This is a genomic window from Streptomyces sp. NPDC051636, assembly GCF_044453765.1.
Taxonomy (GTDB): Bacteria; Actinomycetota; Actinomycetes; order Streptomycetales; family Streptomycetaceae; genus Streptomyces.
The window spans coordinates 101,608-116,839 of the sequence record NZ_JBITDA010000024.1 but is presented as its reverse complement, the minus strand read 5'-3'; the positions used below and the strand labels follow the sequence as shown (position 1 = coordinate 116,839).

The 15,232-nt window shown below is 74.3% G+C and carries 10 protein-coding genes; 5 read left to right on the top strand and 5 right to left on the bottom strand.

From position 1 onward, the window contains the following. Window positions 1-837: 837 nt before the first annotated feature. A complete protein-coding gene (locus ACIBBH_RS32560; RefSeq protein WP_399410807.1) occupies window positions 838-3,312 on the top strand; it encodes a molybdopterin oxidoreductase family protein in 2,475 nt (824 codons plus the stop codon). Next, window positions 3,309-3,815 (top strand): hypothetical protein, encoded by a 507-nt coding sequence (locus ACIBBH_RS32555; protein WP_399410805.1) that lies wholly within the window; start codon window positions 3,309-3,311, stop codon window positions 3,813-3,815. Before ACIBBH_RS32560 ends, ACIBBH_RS32555 begins: the two co-directional genes overlap by 4 nt. Before the next feature lie 251 nt (window positions 3,816-4,066). Here ACIBBH_RS32555 and ACIBBH_RS32550 read toward each other — a convergent pair whose 3' ends face one another. Beyond that, window positions 4,067-4,759 carry an ANTAR domain-containing protein gene (locus ACIBBH_RS32550; RefSeq protein ID WP_399410803.1) on the bottom strand — a complete coding sequence of 231 codons (693 nt, stop codon included), beginning with the start codon at window positions 4,757-4,759 and terminating at the stop codon, window positions 4,067-4,069. 286 nt (window positions 4,760-5,045) lie between these two features. Between ACIBBH_RS32550 and ACIBBH_RS32545 the strand changes: the two genes are divergently transcribed. Both ACIBBH_RS32545 and ACIBBH_RS32540 read left to right on the top strand, forming a co-directional pair. After that, a complete protein-coding gene (locus tag ACIBBH_RS32545; RefSeq protein WP_399410854.1) occupies window positions 5,046-5,411 on the top strand; it encodes an STAS domain-containing protein in 366 nt (121 codons plus the stop codon). After that, entirely contained in the window at window positions 5,408-6,340 is a 933-nt protein-coding gene (locus ACIBBH_RS32540; RefSeq protein WP_399410801.1) for an anti-sigma factor RsbA family regulatory protein, read from the top strand. The genes ACIBBH_RS32545 and ACIBBH_RS32540 overlap by 4 nt, the downstream gene beginning before the upstream one ends. Before the next feature lie 20 nt (window positions 6,341-6,360). Here ACIBBH_RS32540 and ACIBBH_RS32535 read toward each other — a convergent pair whose 3' ends face one another. Both ACIBBH_RS32535 and ACIBBH_RS32530 read right to left on the bottom strand, forming a co-directional pair. Further along, window positions 6,361-7,398 (bottom strand): rod shape-determining protein, encoded by a 1,038-nt coding sequence (locus tag ACIBBH_RS32535; protein WP_399410799.1) that lies wholly within the window; start codon window positions 7,396-7,398, stop codon window positions 6,361-6,363. Window positions 7,399-8,067: 669 nt separating this feature from the next. Then, window positions 8,068-8,445: a CU044_2847 family protein gene (locus ACIBBH_RS32530; RefSeq protein WP_399410797.1), complete on the bottom strand. Its 378-nt coding sequence runs from the start codon at window positions 8,443-8,445 to the stop codon at window positions 8,068-8,070. 241 nt (window positions 8,446-8,686) lie between these two features. On the opposite strand from ACIBBH_RS32530, the gene ACIBBH_RS32525 reads away from it, so the two are divergent. Beyond that, complete coding sequence (locus ACIBBH_RS32525; RefSeq protein ID WP_399410795.1) at window positions 8,687-12,415, top strand: S8 family serine peptidase; 3,729 nt, start codon at window positions 8,687-8,689, stop codon at window positions 12,413-12,415. On the opposite strand, the gene ACIBBH_RS32520 is transcribed toward ACIBBH_RS32525, so the two are convergent. Both ACIBBH_RS32520 and ACIBBH_RS32515 read right to left on the bottom strand, forming a co-directional pair. Beyond that, window positions 12,309-13,760 carry a carboxyl transferase domain-containing protein gene (locus ACIBBH_RS32520; protein ID WP_399410793.1) on the bottom strand — a complete coding sequence of 484 codons (1,452 nt, stop codon included), beginning with the start codon at window positions 13,758-13,760 and terminating at the stop codon, window positions 12,309-12,311. The genes ACIBBH_RS32525 and ACIBBH_RS32520 overlap by 107 nt on opposite strands. After that, window positions 13,753-15,198, bottom strand: a complete 1,446-nt coding sequence (locus ACIBBH_RS32515; protein ID WP_399410791.1) for an acyl-CoA synthetase — start codon at window positions 15,196-15,198, stop codon at window positions 13,753-13,755. Before ACIBBH_RS32515 ends, ACIBBH_RS32520 begins: the two co-directional genes overlap by 8 nt. Window positions 15,199-15,232: the final 34 nt, after the last annotated feature.

Here is a 15,232-nt window from a genome sequence, read left to right as displayed (position 1 = left end):
AACCCAGTGCCGGCGTGCGTTCAGGGTTTCGATCGCTTCCGTCACGCGGTCACTCCGGATGGCTTGTTCTCGTGCTCCCGTGCGGCGTCAACTCGGGGGTGATGAGATCCCGGTGACCGGGCCGCAGCGCGGGGCGGGGGCATCCACGGACGCCTCACCCCGCCGTTCAGCAGCGATCCCGCGCGTTCTCGCGCCCGTGGGCCGGGCGACCCCCTGTCTCTTCCGCCGCAGGCGGCGTACCAGCGCCGCCCTACCGCGTCACCACTCCCGGGTCCGCGACTCGAAGTACCGCTCGAAGAAGTCGAGCTTCGCCTCGGTGCGGCCGAGCGGGATACGCCCGGAGCTGTCGCCCATCTCCATCACCCCGGGATCCGCCACGTCGAAGGGCCTGATTCACTGGGCGGCCGCCCGGGCACGTACACCACCATGGAGCCCGGCGACAGCTGGGGCCCCGTCGCCGACGCCACCGGCGAGCAGCTGGACTTCTGCGTCGAGGACTACTTCCCCAGTCGGCCGGCCTGGTGATCCCACCGCGGGTACGGCCTCCGCCACCCGTGGCCGTACCCGAGGCGCGACCGCACCCCACCCACCGACCGCAAGCCGCCGGCCCCACCCGGCGCGCCCCCGCGCACCTCCCCCACCGGCCGCAAGCCCGCCGGCCCCACCCGGCGTGCCCCCACCCACCCAGCGCGCACCGCGACCGCACCCCTCCCCAGCGCCCTCCGCCCCGGCCGCGGCAGCGAGTGGCAAGGAGGTCACTCACCGTTGCTCATTTGACCGGCCACGCTCCCGGGTACTCGGCCCAGGGCCCAGAGGTGATCGGCTCGGAGGTGTGTGATGCGAGGGTCGGTGGACCGGATCGCGGAGCCCTGGGGTGTGCGTACTTCCTACCGGCCGGGCGAGGACTGGCCCGTGCGGACCGACACGTACCTGCGGGCGGGCGTCGGCGAAGGGGACGTGGAGCGGTGGGTGCAGGCTCCCTCGCTGCTGCATTCCAACGGGGACGCCATGGACATCGCGGTGCGCGGCGGGGAGATCGTCGGGGTGCGGGGGCGGGCCGGGGACCGGGTGAACCGGGGCCGGCTCGGGCCGAAGGACCTGTTCGGGTGGCAGGCCAACGGTTCGGCGGACCGGCTGACCCGGCCGCTGGTGCGGGAGGGCGGGCGGCTGGTGGAGTGCGACTGGGAGCGGGCCATGGGGCGCGTGGCCGGCCGGAGCAAGGAGCTGCTGGAGCGGCACGGGGCCGGGGCCGTCGGCTTCTACACCACCGGGCAGCTGTTCCTGGAGGAGTACTACACCCTCGCCGTCATCGCCCGGGCGGGCATCGGCACCCACCACCTGGACGGCAACACCCGGCTGTGCACGTCGACCGCCGCGGAGGCGCTGAAGGAGACGTTCGGCTGTGACGGGCAGCCCGGGTCCTACACGGACGTGGACCACGCCGACGTCATCGCCCTGTTCGGGCACAACATGGCCGAGACGCAGCCCGTGCTGTGGATGCGCGTCCTGGACCGGCTGGAAGGGGCCGAGCCGCCCCGGCTGGTCTGCGTGGATCCGCGGCCCACGCCCGTGGCCCGCCGGGCCGCCGTGCATCTCGCCCCCCGCGCCGGGACCAACGTCGCCCTGCTCAACGCGCTGCTGCACGAGATCATCCGCACGGACAGGGTCGATCACGCGTTCGTCCGGGCCCACACCGTCGGGTACGAGGAGCTCGCCGACCGGGTGAGCGCGTGCACCCCGCAGTGGGCCGCGCGCGTCTGCGACGTACCGGCCGCGGCGATCGAGGAGGCCGCCGGGATCATCGGCGGTGCCGAGCGGCTGCTGTCCACCGTGCTGCAGGGGGTCTACCAGTCCCACCAGGCCACCGCCGCCGCCGTCCAGGTCAACAACCTGCACCTGATCCGCGGCATGCTGGGCCGCCCCGGCGCCGGCCTGCTCCAGATGAACGGCCAGCCCACCGCGCAGAACACCCGCGAGTGCGGCGCCGACGGAGACCTGCCGGGCTTCAGGAACTGGCAGAACGACGAACACGTCGCCGAGCTGGCCGGGCTGTGGAACGTCTCCCCGCAGACCATTCCGCACTACGCCCCGCCCACCCACGCCATGCAGATGTTCCGCTACGCGGAGCAGGGCTCCCTGCGCATGCTGTGGATCACCGGCACCAACCCGGCCGTCTCCCTGCCCGAGCTGTCCCGCATCCGGTCCGTCCTCTCCCAGGAGCGGCTGTTCACCGTCGTACAGGACCTGTTCCTCACCGAGACGGCACAGCTGGCCGACGTGGTGCTGCCCGCGGCCACCTGGGGGGAGAAGACCGGCACCTTCACCAACGCCGACCGCACCGTGCACCTGGCGGAGAAGGCGGTCGAGCCGCCCGGCGAGGCCCGCCCCGACCTGGACATCCTGCTCGACTACGCCGCCAGGATGGACTTCCGCGACAAGGACGGCGGGCCGCTGGTCACCTGGCAGGACCCGGAGTCGGCGTTCCGGGCGTGGCAGCGGTGCAGCGCCGGACGGCCCTGCGACTACACCGGCCTGAGCTACGACCGGCTCCGGGGCGGATCCGGCATCCAGTGGCCCTGCACCGAGGAGAGCCCCGACGGCACCGAGCGGCTCTACACCGACGGCATCACCTGGGCCCACCCGGACCGGTGCGAGAGCTACGGCAAGGACCTGGTCACCGGGGCCGCCGTCGAACCGGTGGAGTACCGGTCCCTCAACCCCGACGGCAAGGCGGTCCTCAAGGCCGCCGAGTACCTCCCTCCGCACGAGGACACCTCGCACGACTTCCCGCTCCAGCTGACCACCGGACGTACGCTCTACCACTTCCACACCCGCACCAAGACCGGCCGCGTCCCCCAACTCAACGCCGCCGCACCCGAGATGTGGGCCGAACTGTCCGCCGCCGAAGCCGCCGCCCGAGGGCTGACGGAGGGCGATCTGGTGGAGGTGGCCACACCCCGCGGCGCGGTCCGGGCCCGGCTGCGCGTCACCGGCATCCGCGACGGCATGGTGTTCCTGCCCTTCCACTACGGCTACTGGGACACCCCCACCGGTCACCGGCCGCCGGACCGGGTCACCGGCCGGGCCGCCAACGAGACCACGGTCACCGACTGGGACCCGGTCTCCAAACAGCCGCTGTTCAAGACGGCCGCCGCCTCCGTCCGCCTGTTCGCGCACGGCCGCGGCACGCCCGCACCGGCCCCCACCACCACGGCCTCCGCACCCGCCCGCGCGGCCGGTGTCCCGCCGACCACCGGCGGCCCCCCGGCGCACGCCACCCATGTCACGGACCGGGAAGGGAGCGGCTCGTGAACGGCCTCACCCTCACCATGCGGGCGCTGCACCACGGCGAGCGCAAGCTGGAGAAGGAACTGCTGGCCGCCGCCGAACGGCACCGCACCGACCACGAGATCCACCACGTCGCGACCGACATCGCCGACTGGTCCCGCGAGCACGCAGCCCGGCTCGCCGACACCGGCCACCACTACGGCCTGGACCTCGCGAAGCCCGGCCAGCCGACGTACGGCCTCATGGCCACCCTGCGCGAAGCGGCCGCCGGCACCCTCGCGCGCCGCCCCGAGACCGGACTGCTGCTCCTGCACGACCTGCACGAGCTCTACCTGGCCGCCTCCGGCAACTCCCTCTACTGGGAGATGCTCGCCCAGGCCGCCCAGGCCACCAAGGACACCCGGCTCCTCGACCTGGTCTCCTCCTGCCACCCCCAGACGCTGCGGCAGGTCCGCTGGGCCAACACCATGATCAAGAACCTCTCCCCGCAACTGCTCACCGGCGTCGGTCTCCTCCCGGGGGAGTAGTCGGAGCCGCCTCGGCTCATTCCCGGGGGCCAGACAGGTACCCCCATCCGGGCGATGCGCCCGGCGGGCGCGGCGGCGAGGCTGGGGGCAGCACGTTCGAGGCCGTACGAGGCAGGAGGGCGCCCGTCATGGAACGCCGGATCCGTGTTCGTGTCAGCCGCCGGCCCGCAGCGCGCCGGGGCCAGGAGATCGACCGCAGGACGCCGTCCGGGCGCGTCCTGCCCTATTGACCCTGCCCTACGGACCGCCCCTCAGCGGGTGTGCTCGGCGATCGCCGTGCGCAGCGGGCCGCGCAGGTCCTCGGGGAGCGGGGGACCGTCCGGCGTGGCGCTGGCGGTGACCGCCGCCGCGACGGCGTTCAGCTTGGTGTTGGACCGCTGGGAGGTCTCCCGCAGGATGTCCCACGCCTGGTCGGAGGTGCAGGCGTGGGTGGCCATGAGGATGCCCCGGGCCTGGTCGATCAGCGGGCGGGAGACGATCGCCCGGCGCAACTGGCCGATCTCCTCCTGCAGGACGTGCAGCCGCTCCGCGCGCTCCAGCGCCACCGCGGACGGCCCGGGAGCCGGGACCGGCGGCTCCGGATCGGTGGTGCGGACCGGGGTGTGCAGGGGATCCGTGGTGTCGAGGCCCGCCAGTTCCAGGATCCGGCGCGGCTGGCCGTTCCAGGCCGTGGCCGAGACCGGAATGCCGTGGTGCCGGCCGTATGCGTCGAGGAGGTCCAGGAACTCCAGCCCGGCCGTGTCCATGAAGTCCACCCCCGTCATGTCCAGCTCCACCCGGCCGGCACCCGCGGGCAGGGCGGCCAGCGTCGTGGCGAGGGTGTCGGCGCAGCCGTGGACGAGTTCGCCGCAGGGAGTGAGCACCGCTCGGTCCGCATCCATACGGGAAGCGATGACCAGGGTGTTCAGCCGCCCGGAGAGAGGTGCGTGTGCCACTGAGGTCATGTCTCCGCCCTGTTGTCCCCGACAGTGTTCCGCGCGGGTGCGCCGCGTGCGCCGCGTGTGCACCACGCCGAGTCGCCGGGCTCCGCGCACGGAAGCCGCGGGCGGGACTCCGCGGGGGCCCGGCGAGGCTCGCCGGTTCCCCTGCCCCCTGCGCGGCGGAGTACACCCCGGCGCGAACGGAAGAAACGGACGGAACCGGCGTTCCCGGTGGTCTGTGCGACTCGGGGGGTGGTGACGGCGCATACTGGGCACCCGTGTACCTGGACACCGAGGAGTCGGCGTGACCATCCCCGAGCCCGCGCGGCAGGCCCCGCCGGGCAGCGCCGCGCCGGTGGCACAGGCGCCGCGGCTGCGGGTCCGCCCGCTGCCCGGCCGGACCGGTGTACAGGCGGCCGGCGAGGTCAGCCTGACCACGCGCGGGATCTGGGAACGCGCGCTGGAAGAGGCTGTTCGCGAGGACGAGGACGTGTACCACTTGGAGCTTTCCGCGGTGACGTTCGTGGACGTCGCGGGTGTCGACGCGCTCGCGGGCGCCGCTCAGCGGCTCGGGGACGGCCGCCGGATCGTACTGGACCGGCCGCCCCCCGCCCTGCCGCGCCTCCTGGAACTGTTCTGGCCCGGCCTCCGGACAATCGAGGTGTCGAAGTCATGACCGCCGTGGCCGAACCCTTCGTGCACCCCGCGCTGTTCTACGCGGACGAGCAGCAGTACCTCGCGGGCACGGTGCCCTTCATCCGGGACGCCCTCGCCGGCGGTGAGCCCGTCGCGGTGGCGGTGCCCGGCGAGAACCTGCGGCTCATCCAGGGCGAGTTGGGCGCCGACGGCGAGTCCGTACGGTTCCTGGACATGCGCGAGGCCGGGCGCAACCCCGGCCGCATCATCCCCGGCGTGCTGCGCGCCTTCGCCGACACCCAGCCGCCCGGCCGGCGGGTGCGGATCATCGGCGAGCCGATCTGGGCGGGCCGCAACGCCACCGAGTACCCCGCCTGCGTCCAGCACGAGGCGCTGATCAACGCGGCGTTCCAGGGCCGCGAGGTCACCATCCTTTGCCCGTACGACACCGGGCGCCTCGACGAGCGGGTCCTCGCCGACGCGTACGCCACCCACCCGACCGTCATCCCGGCCGGCGCCGCCGAGGAGCGAGGCAGCGACGCGTACGCTCCCGACCTGGTCGTCGCCCGCTACAACGAGCCGCTGCCCGCCGTCCCCGACGGGCTGTCCTTCGACTTCGTGGCGGACACCCTCTCCCAGGCCCGGCACACCGCCACCGCCGAGGGCGCCCGGCTCGGCCTCACCGGCATCCGCCTGGAGGACCTGGCGCTGATCACGGCCGAGCTGACCACCAACAGCGTGGTGCACGGCGGGGGCTCGGGCCGCCTGCGGGTGTGGGCCGAGGGCGGCTACGTGGTCTGCGAGGTACGCGACAAGGGCCGGCTGACCGACCCGCTGGCCGGCCGCCGGCCCGCGAGCCGCGACCAGCGCGGTGGCCGCGGGCTGCTGCTGGTCAACCTGGTCGCCGACCTGGTGCGGCTGCACACGGGGGAGGACGGGACCACGGTCCGCTGCTACCTGGCGCGGTGACGTCCCCCCGGTGAGGGGGCTCAGGCGGCCAGCGGATCCATCACCAGCGGCTCGATCCTGCCCTCCAGCATGGCGCCGATGCCCTGGATGGCGCACACGTCGGGCCGTTCGGCGATGTGCACCGGCATACCGGTCGCCTCGATCAGCATCTGGTCGAGCCCGGGGAGCAGCGCGGAGCCGCCGACCATCATGATCCCGCGGTCGGCCAGGTCGGCGACCAGATCGGGCGGACAGTCCCGCAGCACCTTGCCGATGCCGTCGAGCACGGCGGTCAGCGGGGTCTGGATGGCTTCGCGTACGGCGGCGGTGTCGACCCGCACGCTGCGGGCGAGGCCGGTGGCCACGTCCCGTCCGTGGATCTCGGTGGACTCCGGGCCGTGCGAGGTCAGGCCGTTGCCGGACAGGGCGAGCTGGAGCGGCCGTACGGACTGGCTGGGCAGCATCAGCTCGTGCTCGTGCCGCAGGTGCTGCACGATCGCGCGGTCGACGGCCTCGCCGCCCACCGGGATCCGCTCGGCGGTGACGATCGACCCGAGGGAGAGCACGGCGACCTGCGTGGCGGCCGCCCCGCACACCATGATCATAGCCGCCTCGGGCCGCTCCACGGGAAGCCCGCACCCCACCGCCGCGGCGATGAGCGTGTCGACCAGTTCCACCCGCCGCGCACCGAGCCCTACCAGCGTCTCGACCGTCGCCCGCTGGGCCAGCGGACCGGCGTCGTGCGGGGTGCAGGCCGCCGCGCGCAGCCGGGGCTTGCGGCGCAGGCCGCGGCGCATCTTGTCGCCCAGCAGCTGGCGCAGCATGCGCTGGGCCATCTCGATGTCGACGACGGTGCCGCCGGAGACGGGCCGTACGACGCGGATGTAACTCGGCGTCCGTCCCGTCATCTTCTCCGCGAACTCGCCCACCGCGATCAGGGCGCCGTTGCGGGTGTTCACGGCGGCGACGGACGGCTCGTCCACGACGAGCCCCACCCCCTTGATGTACACGCGGGTCCGGGCCGCTCCCAGATCCACGGCGAAATGGCAGCGGCGCAACTGCTCCAGACGGACGGTCACGGCAGATCCTCCCGAGTGCACAGGGCTTCCTCTTGTGCATCATCCGGGGGTACGGGGGCGGGCGCCTTCTGGAGGGGGCCGGGCGGGGTGCGGCTGAACGGGGGTTCAGACGGACCGGGCGGCTTGCGGGAGACGGCGGAGGCCACCCACGATCTGTGGAGGACGTGGGCCGGCATCCGCGTGGGTTTGTCGCCGACGCAGACGAACCGTGCGCCCGCGGCACGAGCCGCCTGCCACTCGGCCTGAGTGGCGCCGATCACGAGACACCCGGCGACAGGTGCCCCGAGTGCGGCGGCGGCCTGGAACACGATGCTCCGGTCGGGCATCAGCGGGAGACGGCCACAGTTTGCCGAGGTGGTACCAGTAGCGAGCCATGACCTCGGCGGGCAGCATCCGGACGGCACGCACGTCCGGCTCGGCCGCGCTCTGCGCGACCATGCCGACCACCCGGCCGTCCGGGAGGGCTACCGTCGCGCCGCCGCCAGTTCCGGTGCGGGGCTGCCGTGCCGCGTCGGGCGGAGCTAACCTGGCCGGTTTCAGGGGCACTTCCCGGTCCGGTGGTCCCGGTTCTGCACGACATGCGCGCAGGTCAGCACCTTGCTGCGGGTCACCAGGAAGCCCGCCCCACCTCACCCCCGCACTCGGTCCGGGCATGCCGGGCAGCGCGTCTCATGACCGGGCGGTGGGCTCCGAGGCCGACGGGACTGTGGCTGTGCGCTCCGGTGATCCCTGGCCCGGGGCCCAGCTCAGCCGGACCACCAGCTGTCCCTCCGCCGCGCCCTTGGCGATCACCGCTCCGGCCTCCGCGCTCAGCTTCACTCCGAACTCCAGCTCCACGGAGTCGGGCCGCAGCGTGCCGTCCCGGAAGACCCGCAGCGCGGACTGGGCAGCCGCGCGCACACCGTCCAGGGCGCTCTCGAAGGTGCGGGCGGTCTGCGCGGCCGGTCCCTCGCCGCGGGACACGAGGCGGGATCCGGCCGCCGCGTCAGCGGTCTCCACGACGACGACGGCGCCGTCCTCGGTCGTGAACTCCACCAGCCTGTTCATGGCACCGCTCGCTCCCCCGTGTGTGTGATCGCGTAGCAACTCCATTGTTGCCGAAAGCGACTGGCGATGTCCCCGCTTCCGTGTGCCGCCTCCGTCCGCACCGGCGGAAACCCGCCGGGGTACGTTCCCGCCGGCCCCGCTCAACACCATTGGCTTCACAGGTGACTTGACACTCCTCGCTGCACTCACATGCTCGTAGGCACTCGACGTACTCGACGCACTCGACCGAGAAGAGGCGTGGATGGCCACAGGACCAGTCAGACGCGGAGCGTGCCTGCTGTCGGCCGGCGTCGTCATCGCCCTCCTGCCGGCGGCCCCGGCGGCCGCACGGGAGACCGCCACCGCGGGCACGCGCGCCCCGGACGGCGCCACCACCGTCACCCTCGTCACCGGTGACAAGGTGACCGTCACCGGCCTCGGGCAGGGCAAGCAGACGGTGACCGTGGCGCGGCCGCCGGGGGCCACCGGGGCGGTACGCACGCAGCGCGACGGCGGGGACATCACCGTCGTACCGGACGAGGCGCTGCCGTACCTGCGGGCGGGCTCGCTGGACCGGCGGCTGTTCGATGTCAGCGCGCTGATCCGGCAGGGGCTCGGCGACGACCGGACCGGGGAGCTGCCGCTGATCGTGACGTACCGGAAGGGCGCGCGGGCCGCCACTCCGCAGGGCACCGAGCGGACGCGGGCCCTGCCGAGCCTGCGCGGGGCCGCCGTCGAGGCGGACAAGGGGCGTGCATTCTGGGGGGCGTTCACGCAACAGGGCGGCATCGGCAAGGTCTGGCTGGACGGGCGCGTCAAGGCCGGCATGGCCGCGAGCAACGCGCAGATCGGTGCCCCGGCCGCCTGGGACACCGGGCTGACCGGCAAGGGCGTCACCGTCGCCGTCCTGGACACCGGCGTCGACCCGGGCCACCCCGACCTCACCGGCCGGGTCAGCGCCACCAAGAGCTTCGTCGACGGGCAGGACGTCGCCGACCGCAACGGCCACGGCACCCACGTCACCTCGGCCGTCGGCGGCAGCGGAGCCGCCTCCGACGGCAGGGAGAAGGGCGTCGCGCCCGGGGCGGCCCTCGCCGTGGGGAAGGTGCTCGGCGACCAGGGGTCGGGCAGCGAGTCGCGGATCATCGCGGGCATGGAGTGGGCGGCACGGGACGTCCACGCCCGGATCGTCTCCATGAGCCTGGGCACCACGGAAGCCAGTGACGGCACCGATCCCATGGCACAGGCCGTCGATGCCCTCTCGAACGAAACCGGCGCCCTCTTCGTCGCCGCCGCCGGGAACACCGGCACCCCCTCCTCCATCGGCTCGCCCGGCGCCGCCGACGCGGCCCTCACCGTCGGTGCCGTCGACTCCGCCGACCGGGCGGCCTCCTTCACCAGCGCCGGACCCCGGTACGGCGACAACGCCCTCAAGCCCGACCTCGCGGCCCCCGGCGTCGACATCCTCGCCGCGCGCTCCGGGCTCACCACCGGCAGCGGCTGCTACACCTCCATGAGCGGTACGTCGATGGCGACCCCGCACGTCGCCGGAGCGGCCGCCCTGCTCGCCGAGGAACATCCCGACTGGACCGGCGCGCAGCTCAAGGACGCGCTGCTGTCGACGTCGAAGCGACTCGACGACTCCGCCTACGTGGTGGGCGCGGGCCGGGTCGCCGTCGCCGATGCTGTGGCCGCGCGGGTCACCGCCACGGGGAGCGCCGACCTCGGCTTCCACGCATGGCCGTACGACGCGGACAGGCCGGTGACGAAAACCCTCACCTACACCAACTCCTCCGACGCCGCAGTCGAGTTGACGCTCACCGTGCAGGGCGCCCCGGACGGCGTCGCCACCCTCGCCGACACCGCGCTCACCGTGCCCGCGCACGGCACCGCGTCCACCACCGTGACCGGCGACGGGTCCAGGGCGCCGGTCGGCACCTCCGGCGGACAGATCGTGGCGTCGGCGGCCGGGACACCGGTCGCGCACACGGTGTTCGGGCTGGTCAAGGAGGAGGAGCGGTACACGCTCACCGTCCATGTCACGGACCGGGACGGCGCGCCGACCGCCGCCGATCTCACCGTGCAGCGCCTCGCCGAGGGCGCCGACGCCGCCTCGGAGCACGTCGGTGCCTCGGGCACCCTGAAGCTGCGGCTCCAGCCGGGCACGTACATCCTGACCTCCTTCCTCGACGTGCGCGGCAGCCACGGCACCGACTCCCTCGGACTCGGCTTCCTCGCCGCACCCGAGGTCGTCCTCGGCCGGGACCGCGAAGTAACCCTGGACGGACGGGCGTTGCGGGAGGTCGCCGCGGAGGTCGCCCGGCGTACCGAGACCCGGCAGCTGGTCATGGAGTACGACCGGCAGGCGGCCGGCGCCGACCTGTTCGGCGCGGTCCAGGTGCCCCCGGCGTACGACAGCGTCTTCGCCGCGCCCACCGACAAGGTCACCGAGGGCGGCTTCGAGTACCGGACCGTGTGGCGGCTCGCCAAGCCGCTGCTGGAGGTCAAGGGGATCGGGGAGGCGACCGTCCAGCCGGGCGGCACGCTGCTCGAGGGACGCACCCGGCTGCCGCTGGTCGATGCCGGGGACGGCCCGTTCACCGGCGTGCGGGGCAAGGCCGTGCTCGCGCACCTCGCCGGCGGCGCCGACCCGGCCGCGCTGGCCCGGGCCGCGCAGGACGCGGGGGCCAGGGCCCTGTTCGTGGCGGACGACGCGCCCGGCCGGCTGATCGCCTGGTGGGGCACCAACGACAACGCCGACCGTCCGCTGACGATCGCCACGGTGAACACCGCCGACGCGGCACGGCTGCGCGGCGCCGGACAGGTGGACATGACGGGGACGCGGAACTCGCCGTACGTGTACGACCTGTCGGAAGGGCATCCGGGCGCCGTCCCGGACCGGGACCTGACCTACCGTCCCTCGCCCCGCCAACTCGCCGCCGTCGGCGTCGCCTTCCACGCCGTACGCCCGGTGAGCGGCGGCGAGTTCCGGTACTCGGTCACCGGCACCTTCCCCGTCGGCCTCGGCTTCCAGGAGAGCGTCGACTACCCGGCCGCGCGGACCGACTACGTCTCCACCGGTCCCGGCCAGCTGTGGCACGAGTCCGTGACGGCCGGCGACGGCGCCCTGGAGGAGCGCGGCGGGCTGGTGCGCTACACCGGCGGCTCGCATCCGGCGCTGCACTGGTTCCGGCCGGTCTGGCACCCGTGGCTGGGCACCGGGCTCGGCCAAGGGCAGCAGCGGGCCGGGAACCGGATCCAGTTCGACACCCCGGGCTGGGGCGATTCCGGGCCCGACCACACCGGCTTCGGCGACGTGTGGAGCGACGGCACCGGGATGACCCAGACCACCTCGGTGTACCTGGACGGCACGCTGGTGGACCGGCGCACCGGCTCCGGGGCGTACGTACGGGACGCGCCCCCCGACGAGCACACGTATCGGGTGGTCACCGACACCGCGCTCGACGCCGACCGCTGGGGACTCGCGACCGGGGGCCACAGCGAGTGGACCGTCAGGTCGGCGGCCACCCCGGACGACCACTGGACCCGTCTCCCGCTGATCAACCTCGTCTTCGACGTCGGCGCCGACCTGGCGGGCGACGTGCGGGGCGGCGGCCCGGTGCCGGTCGGGATCCACGCGGAGTACGTCTCCGGCGCGTCCGGCACCGGGAAGCTGGGCGGCGGGCGGCTGGAGGTGTCGTACAACGACGGCGCGTCCTGGCACGCGGTGCGGCTCACCGGCGGCGGTACGGCCGACTGGCACGGCACGCTGACCGTCCCGCGCGGCGCCGCGTACGTCTCCCTGCGGGCCGCGGCGGGCGACGACCGGGGCGGCTCGGTGACCCAGGAGATCGTCCGGGCGACGGGGGTGAGGCAGAGGTGGATCAGGGGCGGTCCGCGATGCCCCGGATCAGCCCCAGCTCCAGCAGGTCCTGCGGCCGGACGCGCAGCTGCTCGGCCGTCGCCTCGGCCTCCTCCGGCGGGCGCTTGAGGATCGCGGCCGCCAGTTCCGGGGCGATGACCGAGAAGTAACTGTCCGGTGTGGCCCAGGTGTTGCCGGGTGCGGCCAGCGCGAGCGCGCCGCCCGAACCGCCCTCGCCGATGACCAGGGTGGTGACCGGCGTGCGGGCGGCGGCCACCGCGCCGAACAGGTCCGCGATCGCCGCGCCCGCGCCCTCCCGCTCGGCCTCGGCGTCGTTGGCCGCGCCCGGCGTGTCCACCAGCGTCAGCACCGGGATGCCGAGCCGGTCGGCCAGCCGGACCAGCCGGGCGGCGGTGCGGTATCCGGCCGGGCGGGTCGCCGCCCCGGTCTGGGCGGCATAGGCGACGGTACGACCGTCCCGCTCACCGAAGCCGCACAGCATGCCGTCGGGGTCGGTGCCGCCGCAGCGGTCGCCGAAGAGGGCGGCCCGGCGGGTGAAGTAGGCGTCCAAGTAGGCCTGTGCGCGGGGGCGTTCGCGGGAGCGGGCCCGCTGGACGGCGGCCCAGCCGGTGCGGGGGAGACCTGTGGCGCCGAGGGCGGGCGGGACGGGGGCGGGCTCGGGGAGGGGCCGGGACGGGTGGGCGGTCCCGGGTTCCGCCGCGGCCGGGACCGGTGGCGGCGTGGGCCGGGGTTCCGCCGTGGCCCGCGCCGCCGGTGGCGAGCCCGCTGTCACCGCCCCGCCCGTCAGCAGCCGCAGCCACAACCCCAGCGTCCCCTTCAGTTCCGCCGGCGGCACCACCGCGTCCACCGCGCCGGCCGTCATCTGGGCCTCGGCCGTGTACGCGGCCGGGTCGGCGTCGGGCGGGCGGACGCGGGAGCCGGCGAAGCCGACCTGGGCGCCGGGGAGGGCGAGGACCACGTCCGCACCGGCGCCCAGGGTGGCCCAGCCGCCGCCCGTCGTCGGGTCCCGGAGCACGGCTATCTGCGGCAGGCCCGCCTCGCGGGTGAGCACCGACTGGCGGGCGACGCGCTGGAGTTGAATGAGGGCGAGCATGCCCTCCTGCATCCGGCTGCCGCCCGTGGCGATCAGCGGCACGACCGGGAGCCGGTGTGCGCGGGCGTGGGCGTAGGCCGCTTCCAGCCGGTCGCCGGTGCGCTCGCCCAGGGAGCCGCCGAGGAAGCCGAACTCGAACGCGATCAGCACGGCCCGGGTGCCCCCGACCCTCGCGGTGCCGCACACGACGGACTCCCGTTCACCGGTTCGTGCGGCGGCGCGGGCCCGCGAGGCGTCGTAACCCTGCCAGGAGAGGGGCCCGTCGGGCTTGGAATCCCTTGCCGGGTACGGGAGTTCGGTGAAGGAGGCCTCGTCGGTGACCAGGGCGAGTATCTCGCGTGCCGACAGGCGCTCAGGCATCGCCCAGCGCCCGCTTCATGATCTTCCCCATGTCGTTGCGGGGGAGGGCGTCCAGGTGACGGACGGCGCGCGGGCGCTTGTGCGGGGCCAGGCGGCGGGCCACGTGGTCGGCCAGCTCGTCGAGGGACGGCGGCCGTCCGGGGTCCGTCGGGACGATCCACGCCACGATCCGCTCGCCCAGGTCCGCGTCCGGCTCCCCGGTGACCGCCGCCTCGCGCACCCCCGGGTGTTCCAGGAGGGCGTTCTCGATCTCTCCGGCGCCGATCTTGTAACCGCCGCTCTTGATCAGGTCGGTGGCCTTGCGGCCGACGATGCGTACGTACCCGTCGCTCTCGCGTACCGCCATGTCGCCGGTGCGGAACCAGCCGTCGGCGGTGAAGGCGGCGGCCGTGGCGTCGGGCCGGCCCAGGTACTCGGTGAACAGGTTCGGGCCGCGCACCTGGATCTCACCGACGGTCTCCCCGTCGTACGCGCTCAACTCCGAGCCGTCCTCCTCCACCAGCCGCAGCTCCACGCCCGGCAGCGGCACCCCGACCGTCCCCGCGCGCGGCTCCCCGTCGGCCCGCACGCTGGTGTTCATGAGCGTCTCGGTCATGCCGTACCGCTCGATCACCCGACGCCCGGTCGCGGCGTGGATCCGCTCGTGGTCGTGCACGGGCAGCGCGGCCGAGCCGGAGACCAGCAGCCGGGCCCGGCCGAGCGCCTTGGCCAGCTCCGGGTCGGCCGGGAGGGCCTCGGCGATGCGGTGGTACATCGTCGGCACCCCGAACAGCATGGTCGCGCCCTCGTTCAGCTCCCGGGTCACGCCCTCGGTGTCGAAGCGCCCCAGGTGCCGCACCGAGCCGCCGCGCCGGAGCGGGCCGAGGATGCCCAGCACCAGCCCGTGCACATGGAACAGGGGCAGCCCGTGCACCAGTACGTCGTCCCCGGTCCACTGCCAGGCGTCGGCCAGCGCGTCCAGGGTCGTGGCGACCGCCCGGCGGGGGATGACGGCGCCCTTGGGCGGGCCGGTGGTGCCGGAGGTGTAGACGATCAGCGCCGGGTCGCCCTCGGACGTGCGGTCCTCGGGAACGGTCCCGGTACCGTGCACGTCGACGTCGACGCGCGCCAGGCCGGCGACCGGCGGCGGGAGTGCGGCGCCGGGTGCGGCCAGCACGAGCGCGGGCGCGCTGTCGGAGAGGATGTGCGCGAGTTCCTTCCCGCCCGACTTCGGGTTCAGCGGCACCGCGGCCACCCCGGCGAGCAGCGCGCCCACCACCCCGACCGCCGTCTCCAGCTCCGGTGTCGCCCACACCGCGACCCGGCCCGCCTCCCCGATCCGCTCGGCCACGGCTCCCGCCGCGGCACCCAGTTCCCCGTAGGTCAACGACCGGTCGCCGAACCGCAGGGCGACTCGTTCGCCCGGACCGCCCGCCAGGGCCGGAAAGAGGAAGGACACGCGGAGCACTCCTAGGCTGTCGGGGGCTTGGGGC

Bases quoted from the DNA above. Each gene is read 5' to 3' on its own strand.
- ACIBBH_RS32560 (WP_399410807.1), top strand. From the start codon at position 838: ATGCGAGGGTCGGTGGACCGGATCGCGGAGCCCTGGGGTGTGCGTACT.
- ACIBBH_RS32550 (WP_399410803.1), bottom strand. From the start codon at position 4,759: ATGACCTCAGTGGCACACGCACCTCTCTCCGGGCGGCTGAACACCCTG.
- ACIBBH_RS32540 (WP_399410801.1), top strand. From the start codon at position 5,408: ATGACCGCCGTGGCCGAACCCTTCGTGCACCCCGCGCTGTTCTACGCG.
- ACIBBH_RS32530 (WP_399410797.1), bottom strand. From the start codon at position 8,445: ATGAACAGGCTGGTGGAGTTCACGACCGAGGACGGCGCCGTCGTCGTC.
- ACIBBH_RS32525 (WP_399410795.1), top strand. From the start codon at position 8,687: ATGGCCACAGGACCAGTCAGACGCGGAGCGTGCCTGCTGTCGGCCGGC.
- ACIBBH_RS32520 (WP_399410793.1), bottom strand. From the start codon at position 13,760: ATGCCTGAGCGCCTGTCGGCACGCGAGATACTCGCCCTGGTCACCGAC.